The organism is Burkholderia sp. AU17457 (assembly GCF_002223255.1).
GTDB lineage: Bacteria > Pseudomonadota > Gammaproteobacteria > Burkholderiales > Burkholderiaceae > Burkholderia > Burkholderia sola.
Map to the genome: position 1 here is coordinate 1,926,560 of NZ_NKFB01000005.1, position 16,618 is coordinate 1,943,177.

Sequence of the window (16,618 nt, forward strand, 5' to 3'; positions counted from 1 at the left end):
TGCGAACGACCGCCGATCTCTAGCCCGACGATCGCGCCCACCGGTCGCCGACATGCGCGTCCTGCCTAGCCGGAGCGTCCGCCCGCGGGACGCCTGGCGCGCCGTGCTGAATGCGCGCGCCGAATCGCGGCACGCGACGTGCTGCCGCTGCCGCGAATGCGGGTTCGTGGCGTTCCGGGCGCTCGAGCACTGCCCCGTCTGCGGTCGATGGAACTGGCCGTTCGAACCGATCCGCCACACGCCGGCCGACGCGCACGCCTCTCATGCGCCGCGATCGTTTCACACGTGGTCGTCACGCATCGCCCGCGCGTGGCGCAACGCGGCCTTCCAGCGGCCGCGCGCGTCGAGCGCACCGATCCTGAGCATCCTCACGCTCGTGCTGCTGGTCGGCGGCTACGTGATGGTCGACCAGACCTGCAAGGCCGATCCCGTTTGTCGCGGATCCGGTGCGCCAGCCGCCGTCGCGACCGAAGCCATGCTGCCCGCGTCGAACGATCCGTTGCTGCCGGTCGTGCCGGCGCCCGTCTATCCGTTTCATTCGCCTGATGAAACACAAGTGGCGGCCAGTCCGCCACAAGGCGCCCCACTCGCCGGCAAGCCCGCTCGCAAGGTGGCGGTTGCACAAGCCGCGCCATCGTTGCGCGCGCCTGACCGGACGCGCGCCGGCGCGGTCCGCGTCGCCGACTGGAAAGGCAACCGCGATACCGCCCATCGCCCCACGCGCACGATCCGCCGCGTCAGCCAGCACGCCGGGCGCACACGTCGCGCCCCGGCCAGCAACGCCGAACTCGCGAAACTCTATCGCGGCCACTGAGCGCGACTCGGGCTCGGCGGTCGCCGCGTTGCACTGCCTTCGCCTTCGCTCCCGCCACGAAAAAAGCGGGCGGCCCGTTTCCGGAACCGCCCGCTTCGTGTGGTGCGTGTCGAACGCTAGCGCATCACGCGGCCAGCAACCCGTGCGGGTCGATGACGAATTTGCGCGGCGCGCCGCCGTCGAACTTCTTGTAGCCTTCCGGCGCCTGGTCGAGCGAGATCACTTCGACGTTGACGATCTTCGCGATCGGCAGCCGGTCGAACAGGATCGCCTGCATCAGGTTGCGGTTGTACTTCAGCACCGGCGTCTGGCCCGTGAAGAACGAATGCGACTTCGCCCAGCCGAGGCCGAAGCGGATGCTCAGGCTGCCGTGCTGCGCCGCCTTGTCCTTCGCGCCCGGATCGTCCGTCACGTACAGGCCCGGGATGCCGATCGCGCCGGCCGGACGCGTGATTTCCATCAGCGAGTTCAGCACCGTCGCGGGCGCTTCCTCCGAATGGCCCGACGAGCCGTGGCCGTGCGCCTCGAAGCCGACGCAGTCGACCGCGCAGTCGATCTCGGGCACGCCGAGGATCTGCTCGATCTGCTCGCCGAGCGACGCGTCCTTCGACAGGTCGACCGTCTCGAAGCCCATCGCCCGCGCATGCGCGAGGCGTTCCGCGTTCATGTCGCCGACGATCGTCACGGCCGCGCCGAGCAGGCGCGCCGATGCGGCCGCGGCCATCCCCACCGGGCCCGCGCCCGCGATGTAGACGGTCGAGCCGGGCTTCACGCCCGCGCTCACCGCACCGTGATAACCGGTCGGCAGAATGTCGGACAGGCAGGTCAGGTCGCGGATCTTCGCCATCGCCTGGTCGCGATCCGGGAATTTCAGCAGGTTGAAATCGGCATACGGCACGAGCACGTATTCGGCCTGGCCGCCGATCCAGCCGCCCATGTCGACGTAGCCGTACGCGCCGCCCGCACGCGACGGGTTCACGTTCAGGCACACGCCCGTATGCGTGTCCTTGCACATCGCGCAGCGGCCGCACGCGACGTTGAACGGCACCGACACGAGATCGCCGATCTTCAGCGTCTCGACGTCGCGGCCCACTTCGACCACTTCGCCGGTGATCTCGTGACCGAGCACGAGGCCGACCGGCGCGGTCGTGCGGCCGCGCACCATGTGCTGGTCGGAGCCGCAGATGTTCGTGCTGACCACTTTCAGGATCACGCCGTGGCCGATCGCGCGGCCGCTCGGGTCGACCATCTTCGGATAATCGATTTTCTGGACTTCGACCTGGCCCGGCCCAAGATAGACGACACCTCGATTGCTGCTCATCGTATTGTCTCCATGTCTCGTTGGATGGCGCCGCGGCGCGCCGGCGCCATGCGGCGCACGCGCAACGTGCTGTTCGAGAGTAGTCCGGGAGGCAGGGGCGCCGATGTCTCAAACGCGACATGCGTTTGATCGACGCCGACATCGATGGCGGAAAGACGAAAGTCGGGCGGAAATCTACCGGGCGAGAGACGCACCGGGGTCGGACCGGCCGTGGCTGCCGGCCACGCCATGACCGGCAGCCGCTACCCGCCCTGATTCTCGCGGATGATCGCGGCGGCGGCCGCTTCCGCGTCGCTCGCGACGCCGTCGTGCACGCGCGTGCTGACGGCCGGCGTCGGCGGCTCGCTGTCGAGCGCGTGACCGTTGCGGTCGTGCGTGTCGACCGTCGCGCGCATCGACAGCCCGATGCGCAGCGGATGCGCGGCGAGATCGCGCGGATCGAGCGCGATCACGACCGGCACGCGCTGCACGACCTTGATCCAGTTGCCCGCCGCGTTCTGCGACGGCAGCATCGAGAACGCGCTGCCCGTGCCCGCCGAGAAGCCCTGCACGCGGCCGCGATAGGCGATGCGCGAGCCGTAGAGATCCGACACGACCTCGACCGGCTGCCCGACGCGCATGTGGCGGATCTGCCCTTCCTTGAAATTCGCCTCGACCCACAGACGATCGAGCTGCACGATCGACATCAGCGGCACGCCGGGCCCGACCTGCTGGCCGACCTGCACCGAGCGCTGCCCGATCGTGCCGTCGACGGGCGCGACGATCGTCGTGCGTTTCAGGTTCCGGTACGCGAGCTTGAACTGCGCGGCCGCCTGGACGACAGCCGGGCTTTCGTCGACGGGCAGCTTGCTGCCGAGCGCGCGCGCCGCGTCGAGCTGTGCCTGCGCGGCCGCGAGGCTCGCCTGCGCGCCGGCCACCGCCGCACGCGCCCGCGCCAGCTCTTCCGGCGCGACGATCTCGACCGATGCGCCGGAACGCGCGGCGAGCGCACGCTGCGCGAGCGACAGGTCGGCGCGCCGCGCATTCACGGCCTCGACGTACATCGTGTTCGAGATCCTCGCGTTCGCGACCTGGCGCACGGCCTGTGCGAGCTGCGCCTTCGCCTGCGCGAACGCGACGGACGCCTCGGTGTCGTCGAGCCGCACGAGCGTCTGTCCGGCGCGCACGGCCTGCGTGTCGGCGACCACCACGTCGGTCACGGCGCCCGGGATCTGCGCGGCCACCTGCACGATGCTGCCGGCGACGTACGCGTCGTCGGTGTCTTCGTAGTAGCGCTCGCTCAACAGCCAGTATGCGATCCATGCGAGCGCGGCCAGCAGCACGATCGCGAAGAACACGGTGAAGCGCTTGCGGCGCGTCGCGCGGCGCGCGTCGAGTGCCGGATCGTTCAGCGCGGCCGGCGGCGCGGCGGAATGAAGGTTGTCGTGGTGCATCAGTCGCTTTGCGTAACGATCAGACGATCGTGCTGGAAGACGGGAATCGCGGGCATCGGCGACAAGCCCCGCGTCGGGTTCGCCGAGGCCGTGCGTGCGAGAACGGGTGTACCGCGCGGCGTTGCGTCTGGTTGGGTCGTATCGACGGTCGACGGGCGTGCCGTGTCGGCGCGTCGTGCGGATTCGGGCGCGGAAGCACTACGCGTCGGGGCGCCGTACGGTGACACTGCGCTGCTCCCCGCGTGTCGATCATTCGACGGACTCGCCACCTCCGACCGGTTCGCGACCAGAGCCGTTTCCGCATCGCGCCTCGCAGCCCCACTACGCACCCGCTGCACTGCCGGCGTCTGCGCCTGCGCGACCGTTGCGCCCGCATCGAACCCGCCGCCCAGCGCGCCGATCAACGCAACGCGCAGCGTCCGCTGCTTGCCGAGCAGCGCGATCATCTGCGCGCGCTCGTCGATCAGCGTGAGATCCGCGACATCGACGTCCTTCTGCATCAGCACGCCGCGCCGATGCCTATCCGCCGCGATCTGCACGATCTTCTGCGCGGCCGCGACCGCGTCCTGCTGCTGCGCGACGAGCGTCCGCGACGTCTGCAGCGACGTGACGAGCCGCGCGACCTGCCCGAGCGCGTCGTCGACGGTCTTGTTGTACAGCCCGATCGCGACGTCGGCCTGCGCGACGTCCGCGCCGAGCTTCGCCTTCAGCCGGCCGCGATCGAAGATCGGCAGCGAGATCGCGGGGCCGACGGAGCCCGCGAGCGAATCGCGCGAGAACAGCGACGCGGGCGTCAGCGCGAACACGCCGCCGAGCGCGACGAGATTCACGTCCGGATAGAACTGCGCGCGCGTCGAGTCGGCATTCGCGAACGCGGCCTCGACCCGCAGCCGCGCGGCGACGATGTCGGGCCGGCGGCCGAGCAGGTCGGCCGGCAGCCGCGCGGGCACCGCGCCGCCCGCGAACGCGCCGACGCGCGGCCGCTGCAGCGCGAGCCCGCGCTCCGGGCCGCGGCCCGACAGCACGCCGAGTTGCAGTTGCGCGAGCTTGATCTGCTCGTCGTTCAACGCGATCTGTTCGAGCAGGCGGCTGCGCTTGATCGATGCGTCGCTCGCGTCGTACGCATTGTCGAGGCCGCGCGCGGTGCGCTCGCGCAGCACCGCCGTCACGCGCTGGCTGATCTTCAGCTTCTGCTGCAACAGATCGCGCACCGCGTACGCCTGGTCGAGCTGGCAATACACGGTGACGATCGCGACGGCGAGCGTGAGCCGCACCTGTTCGGCCTCGACACCGGCCGCGTCGCGCAACGACATCAGGCTCTTCGTCGCCGCGCGGTTCTTGCCCCACAGGTCGAGCTGGTAGTTCAGCCCGACGAAGATCGACGACGGCGACACGTTCGGATCGCCGAAAATCTGCACCGGCACGCGATAGCCACCGGCCGTCACGTCGGCGATGTCGCCGGGCTTCGGCATCCGTGCGCGGCTGATCGTCGCGCCGGCCGTGCCCGTCAGCCCGGTCAGCGAATCGAACTGCTGAAGCTGCGCCTGCGCGATCCGCAGCCGCGCCTGTGCGACCTGAAGATCGGGGTTGTTCTGCGACGCCTCGGCCACCAGGTCGTCGAGCTGCGGATCCTGCAACTGCTTCACCCAGTCAGGCGCCGGCCACGCGCCGTTCGCGCCGGGGCCGGCGGTATGCACGAGCGCATCGTCGGCCGGCGCGCGCAGCGACAGCGACGGCAAAAAGCCCGACGGCACGCATCCGCCCAAGGCGAGCAACGCCGCCACGGCCGCGATCATCGCGCCGCCCCTTACGCCGCGCGGCGTACCCGCCGCTTGCTTCATCCGCCGCATCGTCACCCCTGCCGAACGCGCTGCGCCCGCGCGGCCAGACGCGGCCGCGTGCGCTCGAGCGGGCCGAGCCGGCCGAACAGGCCGTCCGCGACGCCGAACAGGATGCCGGCCAGCTTCGCGCGCTTGTCGCGCTCGACGAGCGCGATCTGCACGACCTGCCACACGGTCAGCAGGTTCGGCACGAGCGCCACCGGAAAACGCAGCCCGTACTGCATCCCGAGCTGCACCGCGTTGCGCGCGCTGTAGTAGCGCCGCTGCCACGAGTGATTCATCGACGTCATTTCAAAAGGGCCGATCGCGCGCCGCTGCTTCGCGCCGATCCGATGCGTCAGCACCAGCGACGGCACGACATAGAGCGGCACGTTGCGCGACAGCGCGCGGAAGCTGTACTCGGTATCGACATGATCGATGAACAGCGTTTCGTCGAAGCGGCCGAGCACGTCGAACGCGTCGCGCGACACGACGCAGCCCGACGAAATCAGGAACGCGCAGCGCTGCATCGGCGTGCCCGGCTCGATGTGCAGACGGCGCACGCCGATGCCGTTCGTCGCGAGTTCGGGCAGGAAGCTGCGCGCGTTCTCGTCGAAGATGCGGGGGCCGGCCAGGAACGCGCGCCCCGCCAGTCCCGCGCAGACATCGCGCATCGTCGGGAAATACGCGGCCGGCACCGACGAATCCTGGTCGAACAGCGCGACCGCATCGATGCGGTCGCGAAACAGCGCCGCGAGTCCCGCGTTGTACGCGCCCGCGATGCCGCCGCGATTGCCGTGATGCAGCAGCGCGATGCCTTCGCGCGTGCACAGTTCGCGAGCCCGCGCATCGGGCTGCGGCGTGTTGTCGACAACGAGCAGCGCGTCGCACGCGTGCCGCCATGCGCGCAGCGCGTCGAGCTGCGCGTCGCTCGGGTGATACAGGATCACGAGTGCGCCGAGTGTCGTCATGGTCTGCTCCTCAATGCCCGAACGAAGCCGCGGCGCCACGCTTGGGCCGCGTCAGCCACATCATCGCGGCGAGCGCGAGACACGTCATGCTCGCCATCCAGAACATGTCGTTGGTCGCCATCATGTAGGCCTGCTGCATCACGACGTGATGCAGCGTCGTCAGCTCGCGCACGCCGTCCACGCCCATCGTGTTCAGCGTATGCACGAAGCGTTGCGTGTTCGCCGATGCATGCGTGACCGATTGCGACACGACGTCGTAGTGATAGGTCGCGCGGTTGTCCCACAGCGTCACGCTCATCGCGGTGCCGAACGCGGCCGACAGCGTGCGCAGGAAATTCGACAGGCTCGACGCGGCGGCGAGCCGGTCGTCCGGAATGCGCGACAGCGTCGCGGCCGTCAGCGGAATGAAGAAGCACGGCAGCCCGATCCCCTGGATCAGCCCCGGCGCGGCGATCTGCGCGAACGTCATCTTCAGCGTGAAATGCGCGTCCCATGCGAGCACGGCCGCGAACACGAGGAAGCCGAACGTCGCGAGCACGCGCGCGTCGAAACGGTGCGCATGCAGCCCGACGAGGATCGAGAACACGAGCGCGAGCACGCCGAGCGATGCGGTCGCGAGCCCCGCATGAAACGCGTTGTAGCCCATCACGGCCTGCATCCACAGCGGGAACACCACGCCGACCACGGAGAAGCTCATCATCCCGAGCGAGATGATCAGCACGCAGAACGAGAACGTGCGGTCGCGAAACAGGCTCAAATCGACCACCGGATGCGCTTCGCCCGCTTCCCAGATCAGCAGCGACACGATCGCGAGCGCCGCGACCACCGCGAGCGTGACAATCAGCGGAGAATCGAACCAGCCGCGGTCGTGGCCGAGATCGAGCATCGCCTGAAGCGAGCCGACGCCGATCACGAGCAGCACGATGCCCGGCACGTCGATCGGGCCGGCCGCGCCGCGCTGCGCGTCGGGGCGCAGCATCGCGGTGCACACCGCGAACGAGAGCAACCCGATCGGCAAATTGATCAGGAAGATCCACGGCCACGAGAAGTTGTCGACGATCCAGCCGCCCACCACCGGCCCGAAGATCGGCGCGAGCAGCACCGTCATCGCCCACAGCGCGAGCGCGACCGTACGTTTGTCGGGCGGGAACGTGCGCAGCAGGATCGTCTGCGACAGCGGCACCATCGGCCCCGAACACAGCCCCTGCAGCGCGCGGCAGATCACGAGCACGTGCAGGTCGCGCGCGAGCCCGCACAGCAGCGACGTCAGCGTAAACAGCAGTACCGCGCCGACGAACAGCCGCAGCTCGCCGACGCGGCGGGCGAGCCAGCCGGTGAGTGGCACCGCGATCGCGGCCGCGACCGAATACGAGCTGATCACCCACGTACCCTGGCTGTTCGACACGCCGAGGCTGCCGGAGATCGCCGGCACCGCGACGTTCGTCACGGTCGAGTCGAGCACTTCGATGAAGGTCGCGAGCGACAGCGCGAACGTCAGCAGCGCGAGCCGGATGCCGCGCACCGGTTGCGCGGCGGGTGTCGGCGCCGGCGCGTCGAACGCGGACGGCGCGACGGGCCCGTCGTGCAGCGGCGACGCGGTGCTCATGCGCCGGCCACCGCGACATCGGCCCGCGCGGCCGTCCGTCCGCGCGTGGGCACGAAGCGTTCGATGAAATCGGCGGCCGCGCCGCAGCCGTCCGGCGCGGCCGCGAGCAGCGCACGCGTACGCGCCGCATGCACCGCGAACGCGGGTTCGTCGAGCACGCGCGCGAGTGCCGCGCCGAGCCGCGCGCCGTCGAGCGGACCGTCGACCCGCACGCCGCAGCCGTTCGCGACGACGCGTTGCGCGTTATCGAACTGATCATGCGCGAACGGCGTGACGACCTGCACGATCCCGGCTTCGCACGCGAGCGCGGCCGTGCCGATCCCGCCGTGATGCACGAGCGCGCGGCAACGCGGCAGCAGCGTGCGCATCGGCACGAAACGGCGCACGAGCAACCGGCCGCCGTCCTGCGCCGCGTCGTGAGGCGTCAACAGGATCCCGCGCGCGCCGGTCGCGCGCAGCGCGTCCGCCACCGCGCGCGCATACGCCGCGTGATCGACGAGCGTCGAACCGGCCGTAAACACGACCGGGGGCTCGCCGGCCGCGAGAAACGCATCGAGTGCCCCGTCATCGTCGGGTGTCGCGATATCGTTGAACAACGGAAAACCGCTTTGCAGATGGTTCGACGGCCAGTCCGGCTGCGGCGGCGCGAACCAGCGCGGAAACAGACACAGGACGCCGTCGGTCGAATGCAGCCAGCGGCCGAGCACGCGCCGCGCGGGCGCGAGCCCGAGTTCGCGGCGTACCGCGTCGAGCGCCGGGCCGCACACGCGGTCGAGCACCTGGCGCTCGATCAGCGTCATCAGCGCCGACTTCACCGGCAACGGCCAGCGCGCGGGAATCGTCAGGCGCGGGTGAGTCGGCGGCGCATGCGCGGACAGCAGCGTCGACGGCGATACCTGAACCGACACGTACGGCGTGCCGTGCAATTCCTGCATGAAGCGTGCGGAGAACGCCCACAGCGTGCCGACCAACACCGTGTCGGCATCGGTCAGCGCGCGCAGCGCGTCGTAATGCGGGCGCAGCGTCGGCGCGATCACCCGCCACAGCGTGCGGAACGACGTGCGCGGATCCCACAGCGCGGGGTTCGCCATCGCCGCGTCGTATTCCGCCGCGGTGCCGACCGGCACGAACGCGAACCCGCAGCGGCGCACGGCCGCCTCGAACGGCGCATGCGTGCAGAACACCACGTCGTGGCCGCGCGCGGCGAGCGTGCGTGCGACGCCGAGCAACGGATGCACGTCGCCCGCCGAACCGATCGCGGTCACGATCATCTTCGCCATCGCGCGCCTCGCGGGTGTCAGTAGAAGCCGGGAATCAGCGCCGCGACCTCGCGGCGGTATTGCGCATACGCCGGCCCGAAATATCCGGTCAGCCAGCTCTCCTCGACACGCACCTTGTACGCGAGCGACGCGAACACGAGCAGCACGCCGATCGCGCCCCGCCATTCGTCGCCGATCAGCGCGGCGCCGACCAACGCGATCAGGCAGCCGGTGTAGATCGGGTGACGCACGAACGCATACGGCCCCGTGCGCACGAGTTCGTGGTCTTCCTTCAGCGTGACCGATACGCTCCAGTTCGTGCCGAGATGCAGCCGCGCCCATACCGAGAACAGCAGTCCGGCCACCAGCACCGCGAGCCCGCACTGCGCCTGCAGCCCGAAGCGCTGCCAGTCGGGCGCGAGCGCTTGCCACGACGGATCGGGCAGGAGGATCAGCGCGCCGCCGACGATCAGCGGAATCGACTGCAGCGTGCGCGAGCGCGACGCCTCCTTGCGCACGGTCGTCTTGACGCCCTGCGACGTGGCGATCCAGTAAGCGAGCCACGCGGCCCACGGAACGACGATGGCGATGGTCTGAACGATATTCACGGCTGGCCTGCCTCGTTGGGATGGGAATTCGGATGCGCGGGACGCGCCCGCTGCACGACGGAGCACGTCACGACGACAGCGCGTGCATCGGCGCGGGCACGCACGCGTGCGCGGTAGCGCGTGCGATGCCGGCCGCGGCGGGCGCTTCGCCGCAGAAGAAATCGAGCAACGCGGTACGGGTGGATTCGCGCTGAGCCCGGCCTTCGATGTCGAGGAAATGGCCTGCGTCCGGCACGGTCGCGAACCGTGCGCGCGCCACGTGCGCGCCGAGCTGCCGCACGTCGGCCGGCGTCGTGTATTCGTCGCGCTCGCCGTTCAGGAACAGCAGCTCGCAGCCGATGTTCGAGAACTCGCTGAAGTAGCGCTCGGGCTGCAGCGACAGGATCTGGTCGACGTGGAATGCGACCTGGTCCTGCTCGTCGCGCGGCAGGCGCGTGAGATAGCGGTAGTTGTATAGCTTCATGATGCGCGGCAGATAGCGGCCGACCGTGTCGTTCAGCAGCTGCGCGGCCTTCAGGTTCTCGCCGGCCGCGATGTGGTCGCGGGCGCGTGTCACGTAGTCGATCATCGCGTCGTTCAGGAACGGCGAGAACGAACAGATCGCCGCGCGCCGCACGCTCGGGCAGCCGCGCGCGAGCGCGAACAGCGACGCGACGCCGCCCCACGACACCGACACGAGGAACGCCGGCGCAAAGCGCTCGACCAGATACTGGAGGATCGCGGCTTCGTCGTCCTTGGTCAGGATCGAGCAGTCGGGATTGTGCTGGCGCGACTGCCCCGCATACGGCAGGTCGAAGCAGATCGTGTTGATCCGCTCGCCGAGATACTGGACGGTCTGGCCGAACGACGCGGTCGTCGCGAGCGCGCCGTTGACGAGCATCGCCGTGTCGAAGGCCGGATCGAACACGTTCCGTTCGACGTAAACCTTCAGACCATTCGGCAGCGGAACCACGTGTTTTTCGGTCGGCATCGTCGTTCTCCGGTGAATGCGGCGTCTCGACGTCGCGGCATGCTGCAGCTGCGCAATGGCTGGCGTCGGCCCTGTGCGCGGTCGATGGACGCGCCGATTGCCGACGCACCGCGGCAATTGCCGGCGGCGCCATTCATTCCTCGTGGTGCGGCGCCATACTAATACGGTCGATATTACTTACTCAAGCCATTCCAAAAATCCCTCTACTCGGTCCGGAAATCCGGCAGATTCAAATTTATTTATCGATTTCTATGGTATGCGGAATCTCGAAAAAGACGATGGCAATCGTTTGCGAGCAATCCGCATCATCGCCAAGAAATCATTACTTATCATTTATTATCAATGATTTACGTAGTTTAAATCGACGAATTTAAACGGTTTATACAAAACCACCCACCTTCACCATCCGACTTTATGATTTCACATCATGAATGATTTTTCACATTTCGACATTCTTTCCATTTGTAATAAAATCAAGCGTCGAAATGGTCCTCCGCATTGCATCATGTTTTCACGAACCGTTTTAAACAGATTCAAACTTTATTAATCTTCTTTCAACTCGTTTTTCCGCACCTGCACATGGCTCCGACGGCGGCGATCCTTCCCGTTTGGAACGCAGCCCCGCCGTTCGGCCCCGATTTTTGTTGATTGAACGATCAATAAAAAACCGCTAAGCTCTCGACTTCCATCACGGCCCGTCCGGGCGAAGGGAGTCGCGATGCCGAAAGTCGGAATGCGGGAGATACGCCGCGCGCAGTTGATCGATGCCACGCTGCGCTCGATCGACGAAGCGGGCCTGCCCGGCACGACGCTCGCATCGGTCGCGCAACGCGCGAACATCTCGACGGGCATCGTCAGCCATTACTTCGGCGACAAGGACGGCCTGCTCGAAGCGACGATGCGGCACGTGCTGCGCGACCTGTGGTCGGCCACCACGCGCCGCCGCGTCGCCGCACGAAAAGACCCGCGTTCGCGGCTGCGCGCGGTCGTCGCGGCGAACTTCGACGTCACGCAAGTCAGCGCGCCGGTGATGAAGACCTGGCTCGCGTTCTGGTCGCAGAGCATGCACGACCCGATGCTCAAGCGCCTGCAGCACGTGAACACGCGGCGCCTGCATTCGAACCTGTGCGCCGAATTCGCGAAAGCGTTGCCGCCCGCGAAGGCGCGCGAAGCCGCCAGCGGCCTCGCCGCGCTGATCGACGGCCTGTGGCTGCGCGGCGCACTCGCCGGCGGCCCGATCGACACCCGGGCCGCTTTGAAGCTCGCCCACGATTACATCGACCTGCTGCTCGCGTCCGACTGACGCGCGACGCAGTCGCCCTCAAGGAGATTCTCATGTCCGTATACGGTTTGCAGCGCCTCTACATCGGCGGCGGTTACGTCGACGCCACCAGCGGCAAGACTTTCGACACCTTCGATCCCGCCACCGGCGAACTGCTCGCGCAGGTGCAGCAGGCGAGCGCGGCCGACGTCGACCGCGCGGTCGCGTCCGCGCAGGAAGGCCAGCGCGAATGGGCCGCGATGACCGCGATGCAGCGCTCGCGCATCCTGCGCCGCGCGGTCGACCTGCTGCGCGAGCGCAACGACGAACTCGCGGCGATCGAAACGCGCGACACCGGCAAGCCGATCGGCGAGACGCTCGCGGTCGACATCGTCACCGGCGCGGACGTGATCGAGTACTACGCGGGCCTCGCGACCGCGATCGAAGGGCTGCAGGTGCCGCTGCGCGCCGAGTCGTTCGTGTATACGCGCCGCGAGCCGCTCGGCGTGTGCGCGGGCATCGGCGCATGGAACTACCCGATCCAGATCGCGTGCTGGAAGACGGCGCCCGCGCTCGCGGCCGGCAACGCGATGGTGTTCAAGCCGAGCGAAGTCACGCCGCTCACCGCGCTCAAGCTCGCCGAAATCTATACGGAAGCCGGCGTACCGGCCGGCGTGTTCAACGTCGTGCAGGGCGACGGCTCGGTCGGCGCGCTGCTCACCGGCCATCCGGACATCGCGAAGGTGTCGTTCACCGGCGGCGTCGAAACCGGCAAGAAGGTGATGTCGCTCGCCGGCGCGTCGTCGCTGAAGGAAGTGACGATGGAACTCGGCGGCAAGTCGCCGCTGATCGTGTTCGACGATGCGGACCTCGACCGCGCGGCCGACATCGCGGTCACCGCCAACTTCTTCAGCTCGGGCCAGGTCTGCACGAACGGCACGCGCGTGTTCGTGCACCGCTCGATCAAGGACGCGTTCACGCAGAAGGTGCTCGAACGCGTGAAGCGCATCCGCGTCGGCAAGCCGACCGATGCCGACACCAACTTCGGCCCGCTGGTGTCGGCCGCGCAGCTCGACAAGGTGCTCGGTTTCATCGAAAGCGGCAAGGCCGAGGGCGCGAAGCTGCTCGCGGGCGGCACGCGCCTGACCGACGGCCACTTCGCCAACGGCCAGTACGTCGCACCGACCGTGTTCGGCGATTGCCGCGACGACATGAAGATCGTGCGCGAGGAAATCTTCGGGCCGGTGATGAGCATCCTCGATTTCGAATCGGAGGACGAAGTGATCGCCCGTGCGAACGACACGCACTACGGGCTCGCGGCCGGCGTCGTGACCGAGAACCTGTCGCGCGCGCACCGCACGATCCATCGCCTCGAAGCCGGCATCTGCTGGATCAACACGTGGGGCGAATCGCCAGCCGAAATGCCGGTTGGCGGATACAAGCAATCCGGTGTCGGACGCGAGAACGGCATCACGACGCTCGAGCACTACACTCGAATCAAGTCGGTGCAGGTCGAACTCGGCCGCTACAACCCGGTGTTTTAAGACTAGGAGATCCGTCATGACGACACGCGAATACGACTACATCATCTGCGGCGCGGGTTCCGCGGGCAACGTGCTCGCAACGCGCCTGACGGAAGATCCGGACGTCACGGTGCTGCTGCTCGAAGCGGGCGGCCCCGACTACCGCTTCGACTTCCGCACGCAGATGCCGGCCGCCCTCGCGTACCCGTTGCAGGGCCGCCGCTACAACTGGGCGTACGAGACCGATCCCGAGCCGCACATGGACAACCGCCGGATGGAGTGCGGGCGCGGCAAGGGGCTCGGCGGCTCGTCGCTGATCAACGGGATGTGCTACATCCGCGGCAACGCGCTCGACTACGACAACTGGTCGACGCACAAGGGCCTCGAGAACTGGACGTATCTCGACTGTCTGCCGTACTTCAAGAAAGCCGAGACGCGCGACGTCGGCCCGAACGACTATCACGGCGGCAGCGGCCCCGTGTCGGTCACGACCAGCAAACCGGGCGCGAACCCGCTGTTCGAGGCGATGGTCGATGCGGGCGTGCAGGCCGGCTATCCGCGCACCGACGACCTGAACGGCTATCAGCAGGAAGGCTTCGGCCCGATGGATCGCACCGTCACGCCGAAGGGCCGCCGTGCGAGCACCGCGCGCGGCTATCTGGACCAAGCGAAGGCTCGACCGAATCTCGAGATCGTCACGCATGCGCTCGCCGATCGCATCCTGTTCGACGGCAAGCGCGCGGCGGGCGTCACGTACCTGCGCGGCAGCGAGCGCGCGACCGCGCATGCGCGCCGCGAAGTGCTCGTGTGCAGCGGCGCGATCGCGTCGCCGCAACTGCTGCAGCGCTCGGGCGTCGGCCCCGGCGCATGGCTGAAGGCGCTCGACATTCCGGTCGTGCTCGACCTGCCCGGCGTCGGCCAGAACCTGCAGGACCACCTGGAGATGTACATCCAGTACGAGTGCAAGGAGCCGGTGTCGCTGTACCCGGCACTCAAGTGGTGGAACCAGCCGAAGATCGGCCTCGAATGGATGCTGAACGGCACGGGCCTCGGCGCGAGCAACCACTTCGAGGCGGGCGGCTTCATCCGCACGCGCGACGACGATCTGTGGCCGAACATCCAGTATCACTTCCTGCCGGTGGCGATCAACTACAACGGCTCGAACGCGATCGAGATGCACGGCTTCCAGGCGCACGTCGGCTCGATGCGCTCGCCGAGCCGCGGCCGCGTGAAGCTGCGCTCGCGCGACCCGAACGACCATCCGAGCATCCTGTTCAACTACATGGCCGAAGCGCTCGACTGGCGCGAGTTCCGCGATGCGATCCGCGCGACGCGCGAGATCATGCGGCAGCCGGCGCTCGATCGCTATCGCGGCCGCGAGCTGAATCCGGGCGCCGATTGCAAGAGCGACAAGGAACTCGACGCGTTCGTGCGCGCCCGCGCGGAAACCGCATTCCATCCGTCGTGCTCGTGCAAGATGGGTTACGACGACATGGCGGTGGTCGATGAAGAAGGCCGCGTGCACGGGCTCGACGGGCTGCGTGTCGTCGATGCGTCGATCATGCCGATCATCACGACCGGCAACCTGAACGCGCCGACGATCATGATCGCCGAGAAGATCGCCGACAAGATCCGCGGCCGCACGCCGCTCGCGCGTGTCGACGTGCCGTACTTCGTCGCGAACGGCGCACCGGCGCGCAACGTCGCGAAGGCCGTGCGGCAACCCGAGACGGTCTGATCGATCCGGCGCCCGCACGGGGCGCCGCGATACCCCCTGCGGCTCGCGGCCTTCTCGCCGCGAGCCGCGTTTCATTGGGGCGGCTCGTTTGCGCTGCGTGGCCGGGCGGCCGACACGCCCCCCGCCCACCTCCGCTTGCCGCGCACGATCGGGTTCCAGCGCGACGTCAGGCTCATCGCGTCGCGCAGGCGCTCGAACGCGGCATCCTCCGTCGGCCCGAAACGGCTGACCGCCGGCCACGCGAGCACGTGGCCGAACCACGTCTGCCATGTGTCGCCATGAAACCCGCGGCCGATTCCCCGCACCGTGTCCGGCGCGGCGATCGCGATGCCCGCCAACAGGTAGTAGGCCCAGAAGCTGCCCGCACCGACGAGCCGGTCGAGCCGGCACACGGCGAGCGCGGCAAGCAACCCGTCCGTCGATGCGAGATCGGCGCGATGCGTGCGGATCGCGCGTGCGACGAGATTGTGCTGACCGCCGTACGCCTGAACGGAAACGCCGTGGCCGACGGCCAATTCAGCGGAGAACATCGCGAGCGCGGTCATCTCGTCGATACGCGCGGCGTCGTCGCGCGGGCCGCAGGCGCGCAGCACGATCGCGTCGATCACGGCGCCGGGACGGGCCGGCGTTTCCGTGCTCGTTGCCGCGACCGCGGTCAGCCTTTCTCTCAGGTTCTTCGCGGGCGGCGTCTCACGCGGCCCGTCAGGTTCGTTCGCGGTGCATGCGCCCGCATCATCGCCGCTGCGTTCGACGCCACCGGCAATCCGTTCGAGCGCGGCCCAGCCGACATCGGGATCGTCGAATGCGCACGCATCGATCACGCCGTGCGCGGTGTCGAATACGGCGCGCGAGCCCGGGCAGCAACGTTCGGCTTCCGCGAGCTGCTGCGCGGAAGGCACGTGCGAGCATGCGCCGAGCGGGTCGGCCGGATCGCACGCGCAGCCGCCGCCGTCCGTTGCGATCCACGGGACCAGCCGGTAAAGCACGGCCGATACTTCGCGGGACAGGCTCGCGCCAGCCCCCACATGTGTCGCGTGCGACGCGACGACAGCCGGGTCGCCGGCGCCAGCCGCCGCGTCGAGATGCTCGATCAGGTACTGCAGCCACGCGGCCGTGCGCAGCCGGTCGGGCGTCGCGCCGCGGGCGTCGCCATACTCTGCTGGATCGGTAAGCATGGGTCGTCCGGGATGGTTCGGGCTAATTGATCCGGTTATGTTTCAGTCGAATCGGGCGGCGCAGGATGAACGGCGCCGCCCTGCCATGCCGCCCGTACCGGATCGCGACACGGGGGGCC

Annotated in this window: 14 protein-coding genes; 5 read left to right on the forward strand and 9 right to left on the reverse strand. The window is 68.4% G+C overall.

The genetic code is table 11. The features are described 5' to 3' along the window. Positions 1-52: 52 nt before the first annotated feature. Entirely contained in the window at positions 53-814 is a 762-nt protein-coding gene (locus CFB49_RS25945; protein ID WP_089436942.1) for a hypothetical protein, read from the forward strand. 124 nt (positions 815-938) lie between these two features. Here the strand turns inward: CFB49_RS25945 and fdhA are convergent, their stop codons facing one another. The 8 genes from fdhA to CFB49_RS25990 all read right to left on the reverse strand — a co-directional run bounded on the left by fdhA (position 939) and on the right by CFB49_RS25990 (position 10,802). Beyond that, positions 939-2,135 (reverse strand): formaldehyde dehydrogenase, glutathione-independent, encoded by a 1,197-nt coding sequence (gene fdhA, locus CFB49_RS25950; RefSeq protein WP_027781331.1) that lies wholly within the window; start codon positions 2,133-2,135, stop codon positions 939-941. 242 nt (positions 2,136-2,377) lie between these two features. Next, positions 2,378-3,568, reverse strand: coding sequence for an HlyD family secretion protein (locus tag CFB49_RS25960; protein ID WP_089492674.1), 1,191 nt, complete (start codon positions 3,566-3,568; stop codon positions 2,378-2,380). Beyond that, a complete protein-coding gene (locus CFB49_RS25965) occupies positions 3,568-5,409 on the reverse strand; it encodes an efflux transporter outer membrane subunit (RefSeq protein WP_089492852.1) in 1,842 nt (613 codons plus the stop codon). Before CFB49_RS25965 ends, CFB49_RS25960 begins: the two co-directional genes overlap by 1 nt. An 11-nt stretch (positions 5,410-5,420) precedes the next feature. Beyond that, positions 5,421-6,359 carry a glycosyltransferase family 2 protein gene (locus CFB49_RS25970; protein WP_089492675.1) on the reverse strand — a complete coding sequence of 313 codons (939 nt, stop codon included), beginning with the start codon at positions 6,357-6,359 and terminating at the stop codon, positions 5,421-5,423. Positions 6,360-6,369: 10 nt separating this feature from the next. After that, positions 6,370-7,965 carry a DHA2 family efflux MFS transporter permease subunit gene (locus CFB49_RS25975; RefSeq protein WP_089492676.1) on the reverse strand — a complete coding sequence of 532 codons (1,596 nt, stop codon included), beginning with the start codon at positions 7,963-7,965 and terminating at the stop codon, positions 6,370-6,372. Further along, positions 7,962-9,245, reverse strand: a complete 1,284-nt coding sequence (locus CFB49_RS25980; RefSeq protein WP_089436945.1) for a glycosyltransferase — start codon at positions 9,243-9,245, stop codon at positions 7,962-7,964. The genes CFB49_RS25975 and CFB49_RS25980 overlap by 4 nt, the downstream gene beginning before the upstream one ends. A gap of 17 nt (positions 9,246-9,262) precedes the next feature. Next, a complete protein-coding gene (locus CFB49_RS25985; protein WP_069617452.1) occupies positions 9,263-9,832 on the reverse strand; it encodes a methyltransferase family protein in 570 nt (189 codons plus the stop codon). Between the two features lie 67 nt (positions 9,833-9,899). Continuing rightward, a complete protein-coding gene (locus CFB49_RS25990) occupies positions 9,900-10,802 on the reverse strand; it encodes an alpha/beta fold hydrolase (protein ID WP_069617453.1) in 903 nt (300 codons plus the stop codon). 55 nt (positions 10,803-10,857) lie between these two features. On the opposite strand from CFB49_RS25990, the gene CFB49_RS36470 reads away from it, so the two are divergent. The 4 genes from CFB49_RS36470 (at position 10,858) to betA (ending at position 15,324) form a co-directional block, all read left to right on the forward strand. Beyond that, a complete protein-coding gene (locus CFB49_RS36470) occupies positions 10,858-11,148 on the forward strand; it encodes a hypothetical protein (RefSeq protein WP_179234946.1) in 291 nt (96 codons plus the stop codon). Between the two features lie 372 nt (positions 11,149-11,520). Continuing rightward, on the forward strand, positions 11,521-12,105 hold the full coding sequence (gene betI / locus CFB49_RS26000) for a transcriptional regulator BetI (protein ID WP_069617454.1): 585 nt from the start codon (positions 11,521-11,523) through the stop codon (positions 12,103-12,105). Between the two features lie 32 nt (positions 12,106-12,137). Next, a complete protein-coding gene (gene betB, locus CFB49_RS26005; protein ID WP_089436947.1) occupies positions 12,138-13,607 on the forward strand; it encodes a betaine-aldehyde dehydrogenase in 1,470 nt (489 codons plus the stop codon). Positions 13,608-13,623: 16 nt separating this feature from the next. Beyond that, a complete protein-coding gene (gene betA / locus CFB49_RS26010; RefSeq protein ID WP_069617456.1) occupies positions 13,624-15,324 on the forward strand; it encodes a choline dehydrogenase in 1,701 nt (566 codons plus the stop codon). Between the two features lie 71 nt (positions 15,325-15,395). On the opposite strand, the gene CFB49_RS26015 is transcribed toward betA, so the two are convergent. Beyond that, positions 15,396-16,499, reverse strand: coding sequence for a hypothetical protein (locus tag CFB49_RS26015; protein WP_089492678.1), 1,104 nt, complete (start codon positions 16,497-16,499; stop codon positions 15,396-15,398). Positions 16,500-16,618: the final 119 nt, after the last annotated feature.

Bases quoted from the DNA above. Each gene is read 5' to 3' on its own strand.
- CFB49_RS36470 (WP_179234946.1), top strand. From the start codon at position 10,858: ATGGCTGGCGTCGGCCCTGTGCGCGGTCGATGGACGCGCCGATTGCCG.
- fdhA (WP_027781331.1), bottom strand. From the start codon at position 2,135: ATGAGCAGCAATCGAGGTGTCGTCTATCTTGGGCCGGGCCAGGTCGAA.
- CFB49_RS26015 (WP_089492678.1), bottom strand. From the start codon at position 16,499: ATGCTTACCGATCCAGCAGAGTATGGCGACGCCCGCGGCGCGACGCCC.
- betA (WP_069617456.1), top strand. From the start codon at position 13,624: ATGACGACACGCGAATACGACTACATCATCTGCGGCGCGGGTTCCGCG.
- CFB49_RS25970 (WP_089492675.1), bottom strand. From the start codon at position 6,359: ATGACGACACTCGGCGCACTCGTGATCCTGTATCACCCGAGCGACGCG.
- CFB49_RS25945 (WP_089436942.1), top strand. From the start codon at position 53: ATGCGCGTCCTGCCTAGCCGGAGCGTCCGCCCGCGGGACGCCTGGCGC.
- CFB49_RS25965 (WP_089492852.1), bottom strand. From the start codon at position 5,409: ATGAAGCAAGCGGCGGGTACGCCGCGCGGCGTAAGGGGCGGCGCGATG.
- betI (WP_069617454.1), top strand. From the start codon at position 11,521: ATGCCGAAAGTCGGAATGCGGGAGATACGCCGCGCGCAGTTGATCGAT.
- CFB49_RS25960 (WP_089492674.1), bottom strand. From the start codon at position 3,568: ATGCACCACGACAACCTTCATTCCGCCGCGCCGCCGGCCGCGCTGAAC.
- CFB49_RS25975 (WP_089492676.1), bottom strand. From the start codon at position 7,965: ATGAGCACCGCGTCGCCGCTGCACGACGGGCCCGTCGCGCCGTCCGCG.
- CFB49_RS25980 (WP_089436945.1), bottom strand. From the start codon at position 9,245: ATGGCGAAGATGATCGTGACCGCGATCGGTTCGGCGGGCGACGTGCAT.
- CFB49_RS25990 (WP_069617453.1), bottom strand. From the start codon at position 10,802: ATGCCGACCGAAAAACACGTGGTTCCGCTGCCGAATGGTCTGAAGGTT.
- betB (WP_089436947.1), top strand. From the start codon at position 12,138: ATGTCCGTATACGGTTTGCAGCGCCTCTACATCGGCGGCGGTTACGTC.